Raw genomic sequence first — 19,190 nt, forward strand, 5'->3', positions numbered from 1 at the left:
GCCACCTTTAGCTTGGCTCATCGCCCATAAAGTCATACGGCGTAACGTTTTCCATCCCCATGTTCGCCTCTTCAAACGGCAGTTCGACCTCGACAAACGGCGCCGCCGCCCCCGCCAGCTTCTCAGCGAGCGCCGTCTGGCGCGCTCCGTCGCTTTGTTTTGCGACGCCGAATCGAAACGCTTCCTCTTCCCCGCATAAAACGAGAAACTGCTTGCTTCTTGTCACCGCAGTATACAACAAATTCCGTTTCAACATCCGGTAATAGCTTTTGACGACGGGCAAAATGACGATTGGAAACTCGCTTCCTTGCGCCTTATGAACCGAACAGCAGTACGCATGGGTGATTTGTCCTAAATCTTGCCGTGTGTACGTCACTTCAATGCCATCAAACGAAACGACGAGCAAGTCTTGCTTTTCGATATTTTCTTTGGCGTAAAAAATGGCAACGATTTCGCCGATGTCGCCGTTAAACACATTGTCTTCCGGTTGATTGACGAGCTGCAGCACCTTATCGCCGACGCGGTAGACGACCTCACCGACCGACAGCTCCCGCTTCCCCTCAGCCGGCGGGTTGAACAGCTCTTGAAGCGCTTTGTTCAATTGGTCAATGCCCGCTGGACCACGGTACATCGGGGCGAGCACTTGAATATCTTTGACGGAAAACCCTTTTTTGCGCGCGTTGTCCGCGATTTGCCGCACGACATCGACGACCTGGCCCGCACGGCAGCGGATGAAGGAACGGTCTGCCTTCGGAGCGGTCAAATCGTCCGGCACGACGCCGCGCTTCATCTCATGAGCAAGCTCGATGATCGATGATCCTTCCGCCTGGCGATACACCTCGGTCAACCGAGCGAACGGAATGACGCCTGAAGAGAGCAAGTCTTTCAGCACTTGCCCTGGCCCGACGGATGGCAATTGATCCTCATCGCCGACAAAAATGACTTGCATGCCGTTTGGCACGGCTTTTAACAGCTGGTTGGCGAGCCACGTGTCGACCATCGACATCTCATCGATGACAAGCAGCTTGCCGGAAATCGGTTCGTTCTCGTCGCGGCTGAACCCTTCCGCCCCATTCCAGCCAAGCAAGCGGTGGATCGTCGCCGCCGGCAGCCCGGTCGCCTCGCTCATCCGCTTCGCCGCTCGGCCGGTCGGTGCGGCCAGCAGCACCGGAAACGGCTCGCCTTGTTTGTAGTCAGCCGGGTCAAGAGACAGGCCGTTTAGGGCGGCAAACAGCTCGACGATGCCTTTGATGACCGTCGTTTTCCCCGTTCCCGGACCGCCGGTCAAAATAAACAGCGGCGAAGAAAGCGCTTGTTGGATCGCTTCCCTTTGCTGGGGGGCATATTGCATGCCAAGCCGTTCCTCAAGCGCCCCAAGCGCCAGCAAAAACTCCGACTCGGCAAACGCCGACGGCGGCGTCTGCCCGAGCAGCCGCTTAATGTTGGAGACGATCCCTTTCTCGGCGAAGTAAAGGGAAGGGAGATAATAACGCCCTTGCTCGGCGATCAGCTTCCCTTCTTCGCTTAACATCAGAAGCGTTTGGCTGATCGCTCGTCCATCCACCGCACCGCTCAGCCTTCCGTCAAGCAGCTCCCCGACGCGCTCCATCAGCTCTTCCTCGCGCAAATAAACGTGCCCTTCCTGCAAGCACGCCTGTTCAAGAACAAACAACGAGGCGGCGCGCAGCCGGGCCGGATGGCTGCCGGAAATGCCGAGCTGGCGCCCGATTTCATCAGCGCGGCCAAAGCCGATCCCTTCGATATCCTCAACGAGCTGGTACGGGTTCTCGTGGATGATGTCAACCGCTTCTTCGCCATACGCTTGGTAAATTTTCATGGCCAGCTGCGGGCCAAAACCGAGCTGGGCGAGGGCGATCATCGTTTGCTCAAGCCCTTCGTGGGCGCGAAGCGCATCGTACAGCTGCTTCGCCTTTTTTTTCGTCAGCTTCGGCACACGCTCTAGCGCCCTGGGGTCGCGCAAAATCGCGGCGATCGCGTTTTCGCCGAGCGTCTCGACAATCGCCGCAGCCGTTTTTTTGCCGATTCCTTTAAACAAACCGCTCGATAAATAATGAATGACTCCTTCTTTCGTGTTCGGAAGCTGTTTGCGGAACTGACTAGCCGCATATTGGCGGCCAAAACGCGGATGTTGGCGGAATTGTCCGTAAAAGATGTAGACGTCCCCTTCGTTTAAACGCGGAAAATAGCCGGTGACGACGACTTCCTCCTCAACGGGCGCTTCGTTCGTTTCCTCAACGCGCACGCGGACGACCGTGTACAATGTTTCCTCATTATGAAAAATGACCGCCAAGCACACTCCTTTAATGAACGTGCGTCCGTCAAGGGCGAGGATTTGTTGCTCTTGCAACAGCCATCCCCCTGCCTTTTTACGGCGCAAGCCGCTTTTCCATCAGTTTCTTTCCGTATCCGGCAAGCACGTGATCGGGCTTGGCTTCCAAGGCAGCGGCAAACATATTGCGGGCGGCATCGAGCTCATCTTTGTACGCATAAATGACGCCTAAATTGTAGTACGCATCAGCGTGGCGCGGATCGAGTTCCAACGTTTTTTCGAAATAACGCTTCGCCTCATCGACATAATCGAGCGTGGCGAGGCAAAGGCCAAGCTGAAACAGCGCTTCGGCATCCGTCTCGTTCAGCTCAGCCGCGCGCTGCAAATACGGCAGCGCCAGCCGCGGCATCTCGAGCCGCCATAAGGACATGCCGAGCATAAAATGCGTATCGGCATCGTCAAGACCAAGCCCTAGCGCGCGCTCAAACATATCTTTCGCTTTCGCGAACTGCTCACGCTTATAATGCACTGTACCCATGCCGTAATACGCGGCCGCCGCCTTCTTGTCAATTTTCAACGCCTGCCGGAAACAGTCAAGCGCCTTCTCTTCTTCACCGGCAGCAACGAGAACCGTGCCAATGTTAATGTACCCGGCTGGATCGTCCGGATGCTGTTCGACCGCAGCGGAAAAACAGCGGATGGCTTCCTCATACTTCCCCTCGCGCATATACCCCAAGCCTTGTTCGTTGAAATTGGCCACCGCCCATCCCCTCCCTGATTCAACGTGATTTTCAAGCAACGGCCTCCAGCCTAATAGCCTGATTGAAGATCGTGCGCACCGGCACATCCGTCAACCAACATACCAAAGCTTTTCGCCGTTGCGGAACACCTCATCGATCGTACCGCCGCCGAGGCATTCCTCGCCGTTGTAAAAAACAACCGCCTGCCCCGGCGTCACCGCCCGCGCCGGCGCATCAAACACGACTTCCGCCCCGCCGTCCGCAAGCGGGTGGACCGTCACGCCGACATCAGGCTGACGATAGCGAAATTTCGCCGTGCAACGGAACGGCGCTTCCGGCTTGCGGTCAGACACCCAGTTGACATCGACCGCCTTTAGCGAGGTGGAATACAAATATTCGTTTTCAAACCCTTGGGCGACATACAGCACATTTTCGCGCACATCTTTGCCGACGACAAACCACGGTTCGCCGCTGCCGCCGATGCCAAGGCCGTGGCGCTGGCCGATCGTGTAATACATGACGCCGTCATGCCGCCCTTTCACTTCGCCATCGAGCGTTTTCATCACTCCTGGCTGAGCCGGCAAATAATGGCTCAAAAATTCTTTGAAATCGCGTTCGCCGATAAAGCAAATGCCCGTGCTGTCTTTTTTTCCAGCGGTGGCGAGCCCAGCCTCTTTGGCGATCCGGCGCACGTCCGCTTTCTGCAAATGGCCGATCGGAAACATCACTTTCGACAGCTGAGCTTGGCCGAGCTGGTTTAAAAAGTACGTTTGGTCTTTGTTCGGGTCGGCTCCACGCAGCATTTTATATTCGCCATCGCGAAACTCGACGCGGGCGTAATGGCCGGTTGCGATGTAATCGGCGCCGATCGACATGGCGTGCTCTAAAAACGCCTTGAACTTAATTTCCTTATTGCACATCACGTCCGGGTTCGGCGTGCGCCCGGCTTTGTATTCATTCAAAAAGTACGTAAACACTTTGTCCCAATACTGTTTTTCAAAATTGACCGCATAATACGGGATGCCGATTTGATTGCAAACGCGCACGACGTCTTCGTAGTCCTCAGTCGCCGTGCAAACGCCGTTTTCATCGGTGTCATCCCAGTTTTTCATAAAAATGCCGATCACATCATATCCTTGTTCTTTCAATAGCAACGCAGCGACCGACGAGTCGACCCCGCCGGACATGCCGACGACGACGCGCGTTTCGTGCGGCGCTTTGTTCATGCTGTTTCCCCCCTTTAGCGGTTTGTGAGCCGCTTTATGATCTTCACGGTTTCCTCGGCCGCCCGCTCAATTTGTTCCATCGTATTGCCGAGCCCGAAGCTGAAGCGCACAGACGAACGGATGCGCTCCGACTCTTTTCCGCACATCGCGACAAGCACGTGCGACGGGTCGATTGACCCGGCGGTGCATGCTGACCCGCTCGAGGCGGCAATGCCGGCTAAATCCAAGTTCACGAGCAGCGATTCGACATTCGTTCCCGGGAAGGCGACATTCAAAATATGCGGCAGGCCATCCGGGCGGCCGTTGACCGCATAGTCGATCCCTGAGGAGCGGAAAATCGCAAGCATCGCCTCGCGCCACGCCGCATATTGCCGACGTTTCTCTTCCCTTGTTCGCTCAGCGATTTCCGCCGCCTGCGCCAAGCCGATGATGCCGGGGACGTTTTCCGTGCCGGCGCGCCGCTTCCGCTCCTGTTCGCCGCCGAAAAGGAGCGGAGTGATGCGGACCGTTTCCCGGACATAAAGCGCGCCGCTTCCTTTCGGGCCGTTGATTTTATGAGCGGAAATCGACAGCAAATCGATCCCGTATTCATTCACATCGATCGGAAGAAGCCCGTACGCCTGGACGGCGTCCGTATGGAAATAAGCCGGATGATCGCGAAGCAGCGCCCCGATTTCGCGAATCGGCTGGATCGTGCCGACTTCGTTGTTGGCAAACATGACCGACACCAAAACGGTCTCATCGCGCAGCGCGGCCTTGACATCCTCGACCGATACCGTCCCTTGTTCGTCAACGGGCAAATACGTGACCTCAAACCCTTGCGTCTCTAAATATTCACAAGCGCGCAGCACCGCATGATGCTCGATGGCGGTTGTAATGATATGATTGCCGCGGCCGCGGTTCGCTATGGCCGTTCCGATGACCGCAAAGTTATCTGCTTCCGTGCCGCCGCTTGTAAACACAATCTCCGTCTCTTTCGCCCCAATCGAGCGGGCGATGACAGCCCTCGCTTCATCGACCGCGCGGCGGCTCTGCCGTCCAAAATGATGGATGCTTGACGGGTTGCCGAACTGTTCCGTCATCCACTGGACCATACCGGCAGCCACGTCTGGATGGACCGGGGAAGTTGCCGCATGGTCCAAATAAATCCGTTCCAACGGCCATTCTCCTTTCCTTTCTGTATGCTTAAATATAAAACATATATGCCCCTTCATCCCCGTCGCTATACTTCGCCAAATCTTCGAGCGTTGTGCTGTCGAGCACTTCCTCGACCGCATCGCGGATGCGAATCCATAGCTCGCGCTTCGCCGGCTCTTCCTCCTCGAGCTCCTCGACCGGGGCCAGCGGCCCCTCCAACACGCGCAAAATGTCGCCGGCGGTGATTTTCGCCGGATGTTCAGCAAGCACATAGCCGCCATACGCTCCGCGAATGCTTTTGACGAGCCCGGCGTTGCGCAGCGGCGTGACGAGCTGCTCTAAATAATGTTCGGATAAATTGTTCGCCTTGGCGATCGAACGAAGCGAGATCGGACGATCGCCATATTTTTTGGCCAATTCAATCATAATCGTCAAGCCATATCGGCCTTTCGTCGAAATCTTCATTCATATCCCTCCTAACGGCTTAACCCTTGCGTCCGAGTGCCGGCGGCCGGTCCAAGCAGGCGGCTTGCGACCTTTTGGCATTGCGGCAGCGCCAAGCCGGCAATCGAACCGATCGTCACACAAAAAAGGAACGTGCCAAACGACACCGGGCCGCCGAGCAACCAGCCGGCCAACAGCACGAACGCTTCGATCCCGATGCGAATGTACGCCACGTTCCATCCGGTCAGCTCGGTCAAAGCGAGCATGAAACGCCTGTGTTATTATATCATAAAAATCCCTTTCCCTTCACGGCTGAACCTTGACCTCTTGTTTCAACTGCTCAAGCCGCCGGTACACTTTGGCGTAATGTTTTTCCTCGCCATGCTCTTTCGGTTCATAATAGCGGACGCCTTCCAGAGCGGAGGGCAAATACGTTTGCGCCACCCAGCTGTTCGGATAATCGTGCGGATACAAGTAGCCTTGTCCACGCCCGAGTGCAGCCGCCCCTTTGTAATGAGCGTCTTTTAAATGATCCGGAATATCGCCAAGCTTGCCGGAACGGACATCGGCAATGGCAGCGTCCAGCGCCTTGTAAGCACTGTTGGATTTCGGGCTTAAACAGAGTTCAATCGTCACAACCGCGAGCGGAATGCGCGCTTCCGGCAGCCCGAGGCGTTCCGCCGCTTCGACCGCTGCCTGTACTTTCACTCCCATCATCGGATTGGCAAGTCCGATGTCCTCATAAGCCATCACAAGCAATCTCCGGCAAACGGCCGCCAAGTCTCCGCCTTCAAGCAGACGGGCCAAATAATGAAGCGCGGCATCGGCATCGCTGCCGCGCACGCTTTTTTGAAACGCGGACAACAACGAATAATAATGATCGCCATATTTGTCATGGGTAAAACCGCGGTTTGCGGTGCATGAAGCCACGATATCCTCATCAATATACAAGCGGCCGTGGCGCTCATCGGCAGCCGCAACCGCCGCCTCCAGAAGCGAAAGCGCGACGCGCGCATCCCCACCGGCTGCCTCGGCGATGCGCCATAACAACGACTCGTCAATGACAACCGGCGGCTCGCCGACCCCTCGTTCCGGATCAGCGAGCGCCCGTTTCAGAATGATCAAGAGGTCATCCGGCGTGAGCGGTTTCAGTTGTTGGATTTGCCCGCAGCGGCTGCGAATGGCGGGATTGACCTCGTGAAACGGGTTTTCCGTTGTGGCGCCAATCAAGGTCACGAGCCCGGATTCGAGATGCGGCAACAAAACGTCTTGCTGCGCTTTATTCAGCCGATGGATTTCGTCGATAAATAAGAGGACATTGCCCGACCAACGCGCCGCTTCGACTGCCTCTTCGATTTCCTTTTTGCCGGCGGTCGTCGCATTGATGGCGACCCATTCGCGCCCGGCGGTGCGGGCAATGGCGTAAGCGAGTGACGTCTTCCCTGTCCCCGGCTCTCCGTAAAGCAAAAGCGAGGGAACATGACCTTTTTTGACCATTTTATAAAGCGGCGTACTAGGGCCAATGATGTGCTGTTGCCCAACGATCTCATCGATCGTCCGCGGCCGCATCCGCCAAGCAAGCGGCTCCGTCGTTTTGGGCATGCCGACCCCCTCCTTGAGATTGATGACGCTATGTTCACAGACATCCTCCGATGCCGCCTATTCATTTTCGGCGAATGGGGCGTCTCCCCGTGGGAAGAGCGGTGGTTTTAATCAAAATAGCGTTCAATGGCCTCCTTCAACTCATTGTACAGCGGAAGCGAGTATTTCGCCAAATAGAGCAAAAGCGCCTCCACCATAAACCGCCTAGCTGTCTCCCCTTTCTCGAGTTCTTCCTTCAATAAGCGCAGCGAGCGAAGAATATCGTCTTCAACCGGACGCAGCACCGCCATGCGCTCTAAACAGCTGATGGCCCGTTCTTTCCATTGACTCCGCTCTTGGGTCGCCGCAGCAATGTAATCCGCCATCATCGTTTCATCGAGCAACCCCGTCTTGCCGTCAAGCAGGCTGGCAACGATGGCATCAAGCCGATCGAGCAAGAAGGGGGCAAGCTTCTCAGGAAGCAGCGGCTTTCGGTCTACCGCCAAGTAAATCAGATATTCTTTCAGCATTCCGTTGAGCATCGTCGCGCAATCAAACGAAACTGGACGCACTTGTTCGCCGTATATGTCTTCAATCGCCCGGCGATACCAGTGGAGCGTATGGGCGCGGATGCGAAACACCAGATGCTGCACCTCATGGCTCACCTTCACAGCTTGTTCGCCCAACTGCATTTGCACCAGCTCTTTATGTTCGTCAAACAGCTGGATTTGTACAGTCAACTGACGGCAAAACCGCTCGCGCGCGGTTAAGGCGGGATCAGCCTCGATTTGTTTAAGCTGGTGAAACAAGACTTCATAATGGTAGCGGAAAATCGATACAGCCAACTCTTCTTTTGATTTGAAATAATTGTAAATCGAACCTTTGGCTACTCCGCTCCGTTCGGCGATTTCCTGCATGGAGGCAGCGTGATAGCCTTTTTCGGCGAATAATTTCATCGCCGTTTCAATGATGTCCTCTTTCCGTCCCAATGTTTTCTCCTTCCTTACTCCTTCTTCATGTCCATTATAGTCGATCTTGCCATGAAAAAAAATGCCGGACGGCCCGTTATCCGGCCATCCAGCCCTGTCATTTTGCCATCGGTTCGCGTTTTGCCGTCCGGAAGAAAAACGCCTCATACATCGCAGGAATGAACACAAGCGTCAATAACGTCGACGACGTCAGGCCGCCGATGACCGTGATGGCCAGCCCTTTCGAAATCAACGTGCCGGCCTCATTCGTCAGCGCAAGCGGAATGAGCGCTGTCACAGTCGCAAAGGCTGTCATTAAAATCGGCCGCAGCCGTGTTTTGCCGGCTTCAATGATGGCGCTTCGCACCGTCATCCGTTTTTGTTCGCGGTTTTGTCCGATTCGATCCACCAGCACGATCGCATTGGTCGTCACGATGCCAATGAGCATCAACAAGCCGATCATGACGCTGATGGAAAGCGGCTCATCGGCCACATACAAAGCAAACAGCGAACCGATGGGAACAAACAAAAGGGAAGATAAAATGATCAGCGGCACCCGCACTTTGCCAAATGTAATCAGCATCGTCAAATACACAAGCCCGATGGCCGCCGCCATGGCCACACCGAGCTCGCGGAACGTCTGCACCGTCTCATCGCTTCCGCCGCCCGTTTTCACTGTGACATCGGATGGGATCTTCAAATCATTTACATGTTTCGAAATATCATTCGTTACTTTCTGAATGTTGTCGCCGACAATCTGGGCGGATACGCGGGCAAACACTTTTCCGTCCAGCTTTTGAATGGACGTATACACGTCCGCCTCTTTCACTTCGGCGACAGCTGAAAGTGGAATCACTCCGTTTCTCGTCACGATCGGAAGCTCTTTCAACTCATCGATCGATCCCAACGTTTCATCATACGAAAGTTCGACTTGCTCATCCTTGCCGCCGAGTTTCAGCGTCCCCACATCGACCGGTTTGGTCGCATCGGCCACCGCCCCCAGCAATTGCATGCCCGAAACGCCATAAGCGGCCGCCTTTTCCGGATCAATGGCGACAATCACTTGTTTTTGCTTTTCCGTCAAGTTATTCGTCACATCTTTGACATCATCGCGTTGTTTTAAATACGTCTCGACCTGTTTGGCTGCTGTTTGGAGCGCCTCCAAATCATTGGAGTATAAGTCAATATTCACGTTATTATTCGTTGGCGGCCCTCCGCTCGACATCTCTTGCACGCCCACTTTGGCCCCGGGCGCGAGCTGATTCGCGATGCGGCGCATTTCTTTTTCGAAAACGGCCACGGTTTTCGCGGTGTCAGCGCTGTCCTTTAATAGAATATAATAGCTGGCTTGATTGGGCCGCTTCAATCCTGTGCGGAAATCGCGGCTTCCCACCGCGGCGGTGACGCTCTCGACATCGCTTCGTTTTAAAAACATCTTTTCCATCTCCAACGACACATCATTCGTTTTGGCCACCGATGTGGAAGCCGGCAGTTCAATGCTCGCCACCAGCGTTTTCTGCTCTTCGTTCGGCAAAAACGTAAATCCAAGTTTCGGCACGAGCGTCAATGAACCAACCAATAGCACAACCGACAACACAAAGACAATCGCTTTATGGTTGAGCGCCCATTCAATGATTCGGCCATACAGACGCTGAAGCGCTCCTTCTTTTTCCTCTGGCGGCACACGGCGGAACGAAAATTTCGCTAAAATCGGCACAACTGTCACGGCCACCAACAAAGAGGCCAACAGGGCAAACGTAATCGTCAAGGCAAAAGGCAGGAAAAATTCCCCTGTAATGCCCCCAACAAGCCCGAGAGGCAAAAAGACGACAACCGTTGTGATGGTCGAGGACACAATCGCTTTGACAATTTCTTTCGTTGATTGCTCGACTAAATCATCGCTCATGCCTGTTTTCTCCCGGCGGACGCGGCGGAAAATATTTTCGATCACGACAATGCTGTCATCCACGACTCGGCCGACGGCGACGGCCATGCCGCCAAGCGTCATGACATTGAGGGTAATATCCATACGATTGAGAAAAATGGCCGATACAAGCAGCGAGAGCGGAATCGAGACGATGGCAATCACAGTCGCCCGAACGTTGCGCAAAAAGAGCAAGACGGCCAGCGAAGCGAACAGCGCCCCGAGCAGCCCTTCACGGACAAGCGATTCAACGGATTGTTTGATGCCAGCTGACGAATCAAACCCGATGGAATAATCAAACTGATGTTTGTAGGAATTCAGCACTTTGATCACTTGGTCTGCCACTTCAATCGTATTGGCATCTTGTTTTTTCGTCACCGCCATCGACAGCGATGGCTTCAAATTATAGCGGGTGAATTCGCTTTGCTCGTTGACTTCCTCAATCGTCGCAATATCCCCAAGCTTCACGGACGCAACGCGCTGCAATCCATTCGCCGCCATCGGAACAGCTGTCGGCACGAGTTTCAGATTTTTCAACTCATGGATGGTGTTCAATTTTTCCTCGACGCGAACAGGAATTTGCCATGTATCGGTTTGCAACGTTCCAGCCGGGAACGCCAACACCTTTTCATTGATTTGGTTTTTAATCTCTGACAAGTTCAATCCCGCCTGAGCAGCCTTTTTCCGATCGACTGTGATCCGGATGAGGCGCTCGCTGTCTCCACCGATCGAAACGGAATTCACCCCGTCGATTTTATTCAATTCTGGAATCACTTCGGTTTCCAGCAACGTTTGCAGATCGGTTTCGTTTTTGGCAAACAAGGAAATGTTGAAAACCGGGATGGAACCGAATGAAAACCGATTGACTTCCGTTTGGACATGATCGGGCAATCCTGCCTTATCAATGAGCGATTCGACCTGCCGCTCCATTTTCTCCATATCTGTCCGAAACGGGAATTCAAGATTGATAACAGCCATTCCTTCATAGGAAGAACTCTGCATTTGCTTAAGCCCGTCAAGGGACTTCAGTTTTTCCTCGAGCTTGGCCGTGACCTCCTCATTCACGTCTTGCGGAGAAGCCCCAGGATAGACCACTTCAATCGACAACTGGGGAAATTCAATGTTCGGCAGCAAATCGACCTTCAAGGAGGAGAAGGAATACAGTCCTAGAAACATGAGCAAAAACGAACATACAAACACAGCTGCCGCATTTTTCAAACTGAACCTGGTCAAAAACGTCATCATGCCACCTCTCATCCCACGATTTTGACCAATCAGTCTAATTATTTTGAACTGACCGGTCATACAAAACTATTTCTATGATACATGAAAATGGGAAAAATGAAAAGGGCGAAGTTTAAAGTGGAAATCAAACGGAAAAACTATGACCATATCAACATTACCATTTGATGGGGTGGACAACATGAAAACAAGACAGGATGCTTGGTCACATGAAGAAGATGTACTGTTGGCTGAAACGGTGCTGCAATATATACGCGAAGGAAAAACGCAACTTGCCGCTTTTGAAGTCGTTGGGAGACAACTGCACCGCACAGCGGCAGCATGCGGATTCCGTTGGAACGCCGAGGTGCGCAAACGGTACCTTGAGGCGATCGAACAGGCAAAAAAGCAGCGGAAAGAACGGAAACGGGCGCTCGAAATGATGAAAAAGTGGCAAAAAGACAGTATGGTTGCTGTTTGGAGTCCTTCTGGAGAACGGGATGGCGCCGAAGGGTCATCGCCTTTTCTCCCGGCGGCCCCATTGACACTGGAGCAGTGCATTTCATTTTTGCAAACATTGCGGCGCGGCATCGAGGAGATGGAAGCGATCCGCCAGGACAACGAGCGCCTGAAACGCGAGCGGGCGGAATGGCAGACGCGGAACGAACAGCTTGCTCAAAAACTCGAACGCCTTGAAACGAGGCAGACCACCGTGCAAGAAGATTATGAAGCGCTCGTGAAAATCATGGCCCGCGCCCGCCAGCTCGCTTCCGAAGAAGGCGACCGCTTCTCTCTTGCCCAGCTGTTTGCCGCCGAGGCGAACGGATCGAACGAATCGCTCGCCCATTCATAAAAAAAAGAAGGTGCCCCAACAAGCATCGGGACACGTTTTCACCGCTGGAACGACGGACAGCGCCCGCAACAAACCGGTGAATGCACCGGATGTTTACAGGAACCTTCGCCTTCCCATTTTGTTCGAAGTCAACTACCCCCACTTCGCTCACGCTTGAAGTGGGGGCTTGCCACTCCCCAGAAGTGCGAGCGGACTTCGTCCTCCTTCCTTGACTTGGGGTTGCATCAGGGGGCAGGTTGACAGCTGCCCAACGACGCAGGTCATGCCTGCATCGTTACCGATTCTCTCGGTGTGTCTGTTGGCAGTACTTGGCTTCCACACACAACAGACAGACCTACGCTCGATATTTGACGGTTGCAACGTTTCCTGCAACCAACTCCATACATCGAGCAGCCGTTATTGGAGTGCCTTTATTGAACGGTTTTCTCCACGTCTTTATTCTATCATACCACAAAAGAAAGGGGGAACGCGCATTCCTCTCCCACTTCCTCCCTTTGGTCGTTGAAGTGGGAGTCTCCTGCGCGAAATAGGATGAAGGTGGAAGAGTTCAATCGTCGCCAACGCGCCTTATAGGAATTCCCTCTAATAGACGATTTATCACGTAGGAAGCCATAATGAGCCCGGCAACTGATGGAACGAAAGCATTCGAAGACGGCGGCATTTTCGCCTTGCGGATCGGCGAAGCGTCATTGCCGACAACCTGGCGGACATCTTCGCGGATTTTCACCGGCTTCTCGTCGGAAAAGACGACCGGAATGCCGCGGCGGATCCCTTCTTTGCGCAGCTTGGCGCGGATGACTTTCGCGATCGGATCGGTGTGTGTTTTCGAAATATCGGCAATGCGGAACCGGGTCGGATCCATTTTGTTCGCCGCACCCATGCTGGAGATGATCGGAATGCCGCGCTTGAGGCATTGTTTCATCAAATGCACTTTGTACACAATCGTGTCGGACGCATCGATGACAAAATCCAGATCATAGGCGAAAAATTGCTCATACGTCTCTTCCGTATAAAACATTTGCAAAGCGATCACCTCGCACGCCGGGTTGATGTCGGCGATGCGCTCTTTCATGAGCTCCACTTTCGGACGCCCGATGGTCGAGAGCAGCGCATGGATTTGCCGGTTGATGTTGGTGATATCGACGTTATCGCGATCCACAAGCACCAATCGGCCAATGCCGGAACGGGCGAGCGCCTCGACGGCGAACGACCCCACGCCGCCGACGCCAAGGACGGCGACGGTGGCGTTTTTTAAGCGTTCCAACCCTTCAGGGCCAATCGCGAGTTCATTGCGGGAAAATTGGTGCAGCATCGTTCTCCTCTCCGTTTGCTTCAAAATTGATGTTTATGCCGCTTTTTATCCTACCATCAAGACAGCAAAAGAGGCAACGGCATTTTGCTGGCAAAACAAAACCCCTATGCGGCCATCCGCATAGGGGAAATGTTGTTGATTCCTTAATGTCGCCAGTCCCAATCGTGCCGTCGATGCCTTCGTTTTGAACCCGCTCTCCCATAGGTGGGTGCCCTGTTCCAAGGTTTATGCTTCCCCTGTGACGAAGAGGCGTGCACGCCGCTTGGAAACCCCGAGCTCCCGGATCATAAACTGTTCGGTCAAAACGATCAGTGATCCGACGAACACATTAGGACGGTTGTTAGTTTTATTGTAACACATTTTTCAGCCTTTGTGAACATCTATTGCCAACGTTTCTTTTTCAGATGCCGCTGTTACTCGTTTTCCGGAAGCACAACCGCCAAGTGCAGCTCCTCGAGCTGCTTGTCGCTGACCGGCCCCGGCGCTTCGGTAAGCAAGCAGCTCGCGCTCGCCGTTTTCGGAAACGCGATCGTATCGCGCAAGTTCGTGCGCCCAGCGAGCAACATCACCAGCCGGTCAAGGCCAAGCGCAATGCCGCCGTGCGGCGGAGTGCCGTATTCAAACGCCTCAAGCAAGAATCCGAACTGGCGGCGCGCTTCTTCTTCGCTGAACCCTAAGGCGCGGAACATTTTTTCTTGCACGTCCCGCTCGAAAATGCGAAGCGAGCCGCCGCCAAGCTCATAGCCATTTAAGACGAGATCGTACGCCTGCGCGCGGACGGCGCTTGGGTTTGTCTCCAACAGCGGAATGTCGTCGCGCACCGGCATCGTAAACGGATGGTGGGCGGCGTAATAGCGCCCTTCTTCTTCGTCATACTCCAAAAGCGGCCAATCCGTCACCCACAAAAACGCGAGCTTCGCTTCGTCGATCAAGCCGAGCTCCTTGCCAAGCTTCAGCCGCAACGCGCCGAGCGCCGCTGCGACGATCGCTTTTTCGTCGGCGACAAACAAAAGCAAATCTCCGTCTTCGACAGCAAGCGCTCGACGCAGCGCCGCCTGTTCCTCATCGGTGAAAAACTTGGCGATCGGTCCTTTCAGCTCTTCTCCTTCCGCTTTCAGCCAGGCGAGCCCTTTCGCCCCGTAGCGGCCGGCAAATTCTCCTAAGGCGTCAATATCTTTACGCGAATAGCGAGGGGCAGCACCTTTCGCGTTGATCGCCTTCACTTGGCCTCCTTCTTTGACGGCGCGGGCGAACACTTGAAATGCTGAATTACGGACGATTTCCGATACGTCGACGAGCTCGAGGCCAAAGCGTATATCCGGCTTGTCCGAGCCGTAGCGGCTCATCGCCTCGTCATACGTGATGCGCGGAAACGGGCGCGGGATGTCGATCCCTTTTGCCGCTTTCACGACGGCAGCCATCATCCGTTCGGTTAAATCCATAATATCCTTTTGTTCGATAAACGACATTTCGATGTCGATTTGCGTAAATTCCGGCTGGCGGTCAGCGCGCAAATCCTCGTCACGGAAGCAACGGGCGATTTGGTAGTACCGTTCCACGCCGCCGACCATGAGCAGCTGCTTAAAAATTTGCGGCGACTGCGGCAAGGCGTAAAATTCGCCCGGATGGACGCGGCTTGGCACCAAATAGTCACGCGCCCCTTCCGGCGTGCTTTTCGTCAACATCGGCGTTTCAATTTCCAAAAAGCGTTCGCTATCCAAAAAGTCGCGCACCGTCTTTGTGATTTTGTGGCGAAGCGCCAGTGTTTGAAACATGACTGGGCGGCGCAAATCCAAATACCGATATTTTAAGCGCACGTCTTCCGCCGCATCCGTGTCATCGGAAATCGAAAACGGCGGCGTTTTTGCCTCGTTGATGATCTCGATTCGTTCCGCCTGAATTTCAATGCGGCCGGTCGCGATGTTCGGATTGACCGTCTCGGGCGCGCGGGCGACGACCGTTCCTTCGACGCTTAAAACGTATTCGCTCCGCACGCGCTCCGCTGCCGCCAGCGCTTCAGCCGACACGTCCGGGCTGGCGACAACTTGGACGATGCCCGTTCGGTCGCGCAAGTCAATGAAAATGAGGCCGCCTAAGTCGCGGCGCTTTTGCACCCAGCCTTTGAGCACGACGCGCTCGCCGACGGCCGTTTCCGGCACTTCTCCGCAATAATATGTGCGTTCCATTCGCTCACTCCTCCTTCCCGATCCGTTCATGCAAAAAGTGCGCCAACTCGCCGAGCGGTACATTCGTTTGCTCGCCGCTCGCCATATGCTTTACCGCCGCTTCCTGTCTCTCGAGTTCTTCATCGCCGATAATGGCGACAAACGATGCCCCAAGCCGGTCGGCGGCCTTCAGCTGCGCCTTCAATTTTCGGCCCAAATAATCTTGATCGACCCTCAATCCGGAGCGGCGCAATGCATAAACGAGGCGGACCGCCTCGTCTTTCGCCCGCTCACCGACAGCGACGACATAGCAGTCAAGCCCACTCTCCACCGGCAATTCCACTCCTTCGGCGTCAAGGGCGGCCAACAGCCGCTCGATGCTCAAGGCAAAGCCGATGCCCGGCGTCTCCGGACCGCCGATTTCTTGGACAAGCCCGTTGTAACGCCCGCCGCCGCACAGCGTCGCCGCCGCGCCAAATCCTTCCGCTTCGCTCATAATTTCAAACGTCGTGTGGTTGTAATAGTCAAGCCCGCGCACGAGCCGCGCATCGATGACAAACGGGATGCCGAGCGCTGTCAAGTATTGTTTCACTTTCTCAAAATAGGCGCGCGATTCGTCATTTAAATAGTCTAAAATCGACGGCGCCGTCGCCATCAGCTCATGATCGCGGTCTTTTTTGCAGTCGAGAATGCGGAGCGGATTCGTATGAAGCCTCGTCTGGCAGTCCGGGCACAGCTCGTGGATGCGGTTTGAAAAATGGCGAACAAGCGCCTCTCGGTGCGCCCGGCGGCTGTCAAGGTCGCCCAAGCTGTTAATGACAAGCCGGATCCGTTTTAAGCCAAGCGCTTCGTAAATATGCATCGCTAGCGCCATCACCTCGGCGTCAATCGCCGGATCGCTGCTGCCGAGCGCCTCGACGCCGAACTGGACGAACTGGCGGAACCGTCCCGCTTCCGGACGCTCGTAGCGAAACATCGGCCCGCTGTAATACAATTTCAGCGGCTGGTTCGGACTGCCGTACAGCTTATGCTCGACAAACGCTCTGACAACCGGCGCCGTTCCTTCCGGGCGGAGCGTCAGCGCGCGCCCCCCTTTGTCTTCGAACGTGTACATTTCTTTTTGCACAATGTCCGTTGTATCCCCCACGCCGCGCAAAAAAAGCTCCGTATGTTCAAAAATCGGCGTCCGGATTTCCTGATACCCATACCGGCTGCAGAGGCTGCGGGCAATGTGCTCGACATATTGCCATTTTTCCGAGTCACCCGGCAGCACATCTTGTGTCCCTCTTGGAATTTGAAAAGCCATGCTCATCCTCCTTTGCCCAAAATAAAACGCCCTTGTCCCTGTGATCGATAGGGACGAGAGCGTCATTCCCGCGGTGCCACCCTAATTGAAGCCGATCCGGCTTCCGCTTGTCGCCATTAACGCATGGCACACGTTCCCCTTTACTGGCGCAAAGCGCGTTCAAAGGGAAACCTACGGAGTGTCTTTCGTTAAGCCATCATGGAGAAGCGCTCGCAGCCTTGGGCGCTTCCTCTCTGGCCATGTGGACCTTAACTACTTTTCTCCATCATCGGTTGTTCCGTATGAGAAAGATGTAATTTTATATTACGGACAATCTCGCCCGTTTGTCAAGTTGTCCTAGCAGCTGTGATTCATGGTTGTTCGCAAAGAGAAAAACCTTGATGTCTCATCGCATTTTTCTCCTTGTTGTAAAAAAAGAGAGCCGATTCATTGAACCGCCCCTCCATGGGATCGAAGAGGCGGTCCACCTTCGGCTCTCTTTAATGGCGAATCAAATAATCAAACGCGCTTAACGCTGCGGTTGCACCCGAGCCCATCGAAATAATGATTTGCTTATAGGCGCTGTCCGTGCAGTCGCCCGCGGCAAAGACGCCTTCAATGTTCGTCGCGCCGCGTTTATCGACGATAATTTCACCGAAGCGATTCCGTTCCACCGTTCCTTCCAACCATTCGGTGTTCGGAACAAGGCCGATTTGCACGAACACGCCTTGCAATTCGATATGATGTTCTTCCCCTGTTTCCCGGTCAATGTACGTCAAGCCGTTGACTTTGTCCGTGCCGGTGATTTCCGTCGTTTGCGCGTTTTTAATCACCGTTACGTTCGGCAAGCTGTACAAACGATCTTGCAAAACAGCATCGGCCTTGAGTTCAGGGGCGAACTCAAGCAGCGTCACATGGCTGGCGATGCCAGCGAGGTCAATCGCCGCTTCGACTCCAGAGTTCCCGCCGCCGATGACCGCCACGTGCTTCCCTTCGAACAGCGGGCCATCGCAATGCGGGCAATAGGCGACCCCTTTGTTTTTGAACTCTTCCTCGCCCGGCACGCCAAGGTTGCGCCAACGGGCGCCCGTTGCGATCACAACCGTTTTGCTTTTCAACACGGCGCCGTTTTCCAACTCGACTTCAATCAAGTCTTTTTTCTCGAGTCGTTTTGCCCGCTGCGAGTTCATGATGTCGACGTTGTATTGCTTCACATGTTCCTCAATGCTGGCCGCAAGCTTCGGTCCTTCCGTATATTTGACGCTGATAAAGTTTTCAATGCCGAGCGTATCTAAAATTTGTCCACCGAAGCGCTCCGCAACAATCCCAGTGCGAATGCCTTTGCGCGCTGCGTAAATGGCTGCTGTCGCACCCGCAGGGCCGCCGCCGATCACCAACACGTCGAACGGCTCTTTGTCGGCGAAGGAAGAAGCATCCGGAGCACTCCCTAATTTGGCGAGGATATCTTCAAGCGACATGCGGCCGCTCGCGAACAGTTTGCCGTTTAAAAACACCGTCGGTACGGCCATAATCCCTTTTTGCTCCGCTTCTTCTTTAAACGCCGCCCCGTCGATCATCGTATGCGAAATGTCTGGGTTCAACACGCTCATGATGTTGAGCGCTTGGACGACGTCCGGGCAGTTGTGGCAGGTCAGGCTGACGTACGTTTCAAAATGATGTTTGCCTCTGATTTGTTGAATGCGGTCCACGACGTCTTGGCTGACTTTCGGCGGCCGCCCGCTCACTTGAAGCAACGCCAAAACGAGGGACGTAAATTCATGGCCGAGCGGCACGCCGGCGAAGGTGATGCCGGTGTTTTCGCCGACCCGGTTGACGCTGAAGCTTGGCGTTCGTTCCAGCTTCGCTTTTTCGACTTTGATTTTCGACGACATCGCCGTTAATTCATCGATTAAAGCAAGCATATCGCGGGAAACGTTGTCGTCTCCCGCGCTTACCGTCAAGACAATATCATTTTCAAGCAATTGCAAATACTGGGCTAGTTGCGCCTTGATGTCAGCATCCAGCAGCATCGCCTAAGCCCCCC

14 protein-coding genes, 1 other RNA gene and 1 other annotated feature are annotated in these 19,190 nt (G+C 54.5%); of the genes, 1 reads left to right on the plus strand and 14 read right to left on the minus strand.

The genetic code is table 11. The features are described 5' to 3' along the window. Window positions 1-7 precede the first annotated feature (7 nt). The 9 genes from DI44_RS04265 to DI44_RS04225 form a co-directional block, all read right to left on the minus strand. Entirely contained in the window at window positions 8-2,368 is a 2,361-nt protein-coding gene (locus tag DI44_RS04265; RefSeq protein ID WP_025039107.1) for an ATP-dependent RecD-like DNA helicase, read from the minus strand. A 19-nt stretch (window positions 2,369-2,387) separates the two neighbouring features. Continuing rightward, complete coding sequence (locus tag DI44_RS04260) at window positions 2,388-3,050, minus strand: tetratricopeptide repeat protein (protein ID WP_033025900.1); 663 nt, start codon at window positions 3,048-3,050, stop codon at window positions 2,388-2,390. A gap of 90 nt (window positions 3,051-3,140) precedes the next feature. After that, window positions 3,141-4,256 carry a tRNA 2-thiouridine(34) synthase MnmA gene (gene mnmA, locus DI44_RS04255; protein ID WP_011232040.1) on the minus strand — a complete coding sequence of 372 codons (1,116 nt, stop codon included), beginning with the start codon at window positions 4,254-4,256 and terminating at the stop codon, window positions 3,141-3,143. 14 nt (window positions 4,257-4,270) lie between these two features. Then, the gene (locus tag DI44_RS04250; protein WP_013524205.1) at window positions 4,271-5,413 is read right to left on the minus strand and encodes a cysteine desulfurase family protein; all 1,143 of its coding nucleotides are present in this window, start codon (window positions 5,411-5,413) and stop codon (window positions 4,271-4,273) included. A 28-nt stretch (window positions 5,414-5,441) separates the two neighbouring features. Further along, entirely contained in the window at window positions 5,442-5,858 is a 417-nt protein-coding gene (locus DI44_RS04245; RefSeq protein ID WP_015375472.1) for an Rrf2 family transcriptional regulator, read from the minus strand. 11 nt (window positions 5,859-5,869) lie between these two features. Further along, window positions 5,870-6,103, minus strand: a complete 234-nt coding sequence (locus DI44_RS04240) for a hypothetical protein (protein WP_015375473.1) — start codon at window positions 6,101-6,103, stop codon at window positions 5,870-5,872. A gap of 40 nt (window positions 6,104-6,143) precedes the next feature. Beyond that, window positions 6,144-7,439 carry a replication-associated recombination protein A gene (locus tag DI44_RS04235; RefSeq protein ID WP_015375474.1) on the minus strand — a complete coding sequence of 432 codons (1,296 nt, stop codon included), beginning with the start codon at window positions 7,437-7,439 and terminating at the stop codon, window positions 6,144-6,146. Window positions 7,440-7,546: 107 nt separating this feature from the next. Further along, a complete protein-coding gene (locus DI44_RS04230; protein WP_033025902.1) occupies window positions 7,547-8,407 on the minus strand; it encodes a TetR/AcrR family transcriptional regulator in 861 nt (286 codons plus the stop codon). A gap of 97 nt (window positions 8,408-8,504) precedes the next feature. Next, window positions 8,505-11,552 carry an efflux RND transporter permease subunit gene (locus DI44_RS04225; protein ID WP_033025905.1) on the minus strand — a complete coding sequence of 1,016 codons (3,048 nt, stop codon included), beginning with the start codon at window positions 11,550-11,552 and terminating at the stop codon, window positions 8,505-8,507. Window positions 11,553-11,733: 181 nt separating this feature from the next. Here DI44_RS04225 and DI44_RS04220 point away from each other — a divergent pair, with 181 nt between their 5' ends. After that, window positions 11,734-12,384, plus strand: a complete 651-nt coding sequence (locus DI44_RS04220) for an RsfA family transcriptional regulator (RefSeq protein WP_033025906.1) — start codon at window positions 11,734-11,736, stop codon at window positions 12,382-12,384. A 547-nt stretch (window positions 12,385-12,931) separates the two neighbouring features. Here DI44_RS04220 and DI44_RS04215 read toward each other — a convergent pair. The 5 genes from DI44_RS04215 to ahpF all read right to left on the minus strand — a co-directional run bounded on the left by DI44_RS04215 (window position 12,932) and on the right by ahpF (window position 19,176). Continuing rightward, the gene (locus DI44_RS04215; RefSeq protein WP_020756171.1) at window positions 12,932-13,696 is read right to left on the minus strand and encodes a tRNA threonylcarbamoyladenosine dehydratase; all 765 of its coding nucleotides are present in this window, start codon (window positions 13,694-13,696) and stop codon (window positions 12,932-12,934) included. Between the two features lie 151 nt (window positions 13,697-13,847). Then, a non-coding RNA gene (gene ssrS / locus DI44_RS18265) (6S RNA) lies at window positions 13,848-14,034 on the minus strand. Window positions 14,035-14,109: 75 nt separating this feature from the next. Then, window positions 14,110-15,882 (minus strand): aspartate--tRNA ligase, encoded by a 1,773-nt coding sequence (aspS, locus tag DI44_RS04210; protein ID WP_014196407.1) that lies wholly within the window; start codon window positions 15,880-15,882, stop codon window positions 14,110-14,112. Between the two features lie 4 nt (window positions 15,883-15,886). Next, window positions 15,887-17,167: a histidine--tRNA ligase gene (gene hisS, locus DI44_RS04205; RefSeq protein ID WP_011232050.1), complete on the minus strand. Its 1,281-nt coding sequence runs from the start codon at window positions 17,165-17,167 to the stop codon at window positions 15,887-15,889. A 46-nt stretch (window positions 17,168-17,213) separates the two neighbouring features. Next, window positions 17,214-17,445: a binding site (T-box leader), on the minus strand. Window positions 17,446-17,646: 201 nt separating this feature from the next. Next, complete coding sequence (gene ahpF / locus DI44_RS04200; RefSeq protein ID WP_011232051.1) at window positions 17,647-19,176, minus strand: alkyl hydroperoxide reductase subunit F; 1,530 nt, start codon at window positions 19,174-19,176, stop codon at window positions 17,647-17,649. Between the last annotated feature and the right edge of the window lie 14 nt (window positions 19,177-19,190).

The sequence above is a fragment of the Geobacillus sp. CAMR5420 genome (genome assembly GCF_000691465.1).
In the GTDB taxonomy this organism is placed as follows: domain Bacteria; phylum Bacillota; class Bacilli; order Bacillales; family Anoxybacillaceae; genus Geobacillus; species Geobacillus thermoleovorans.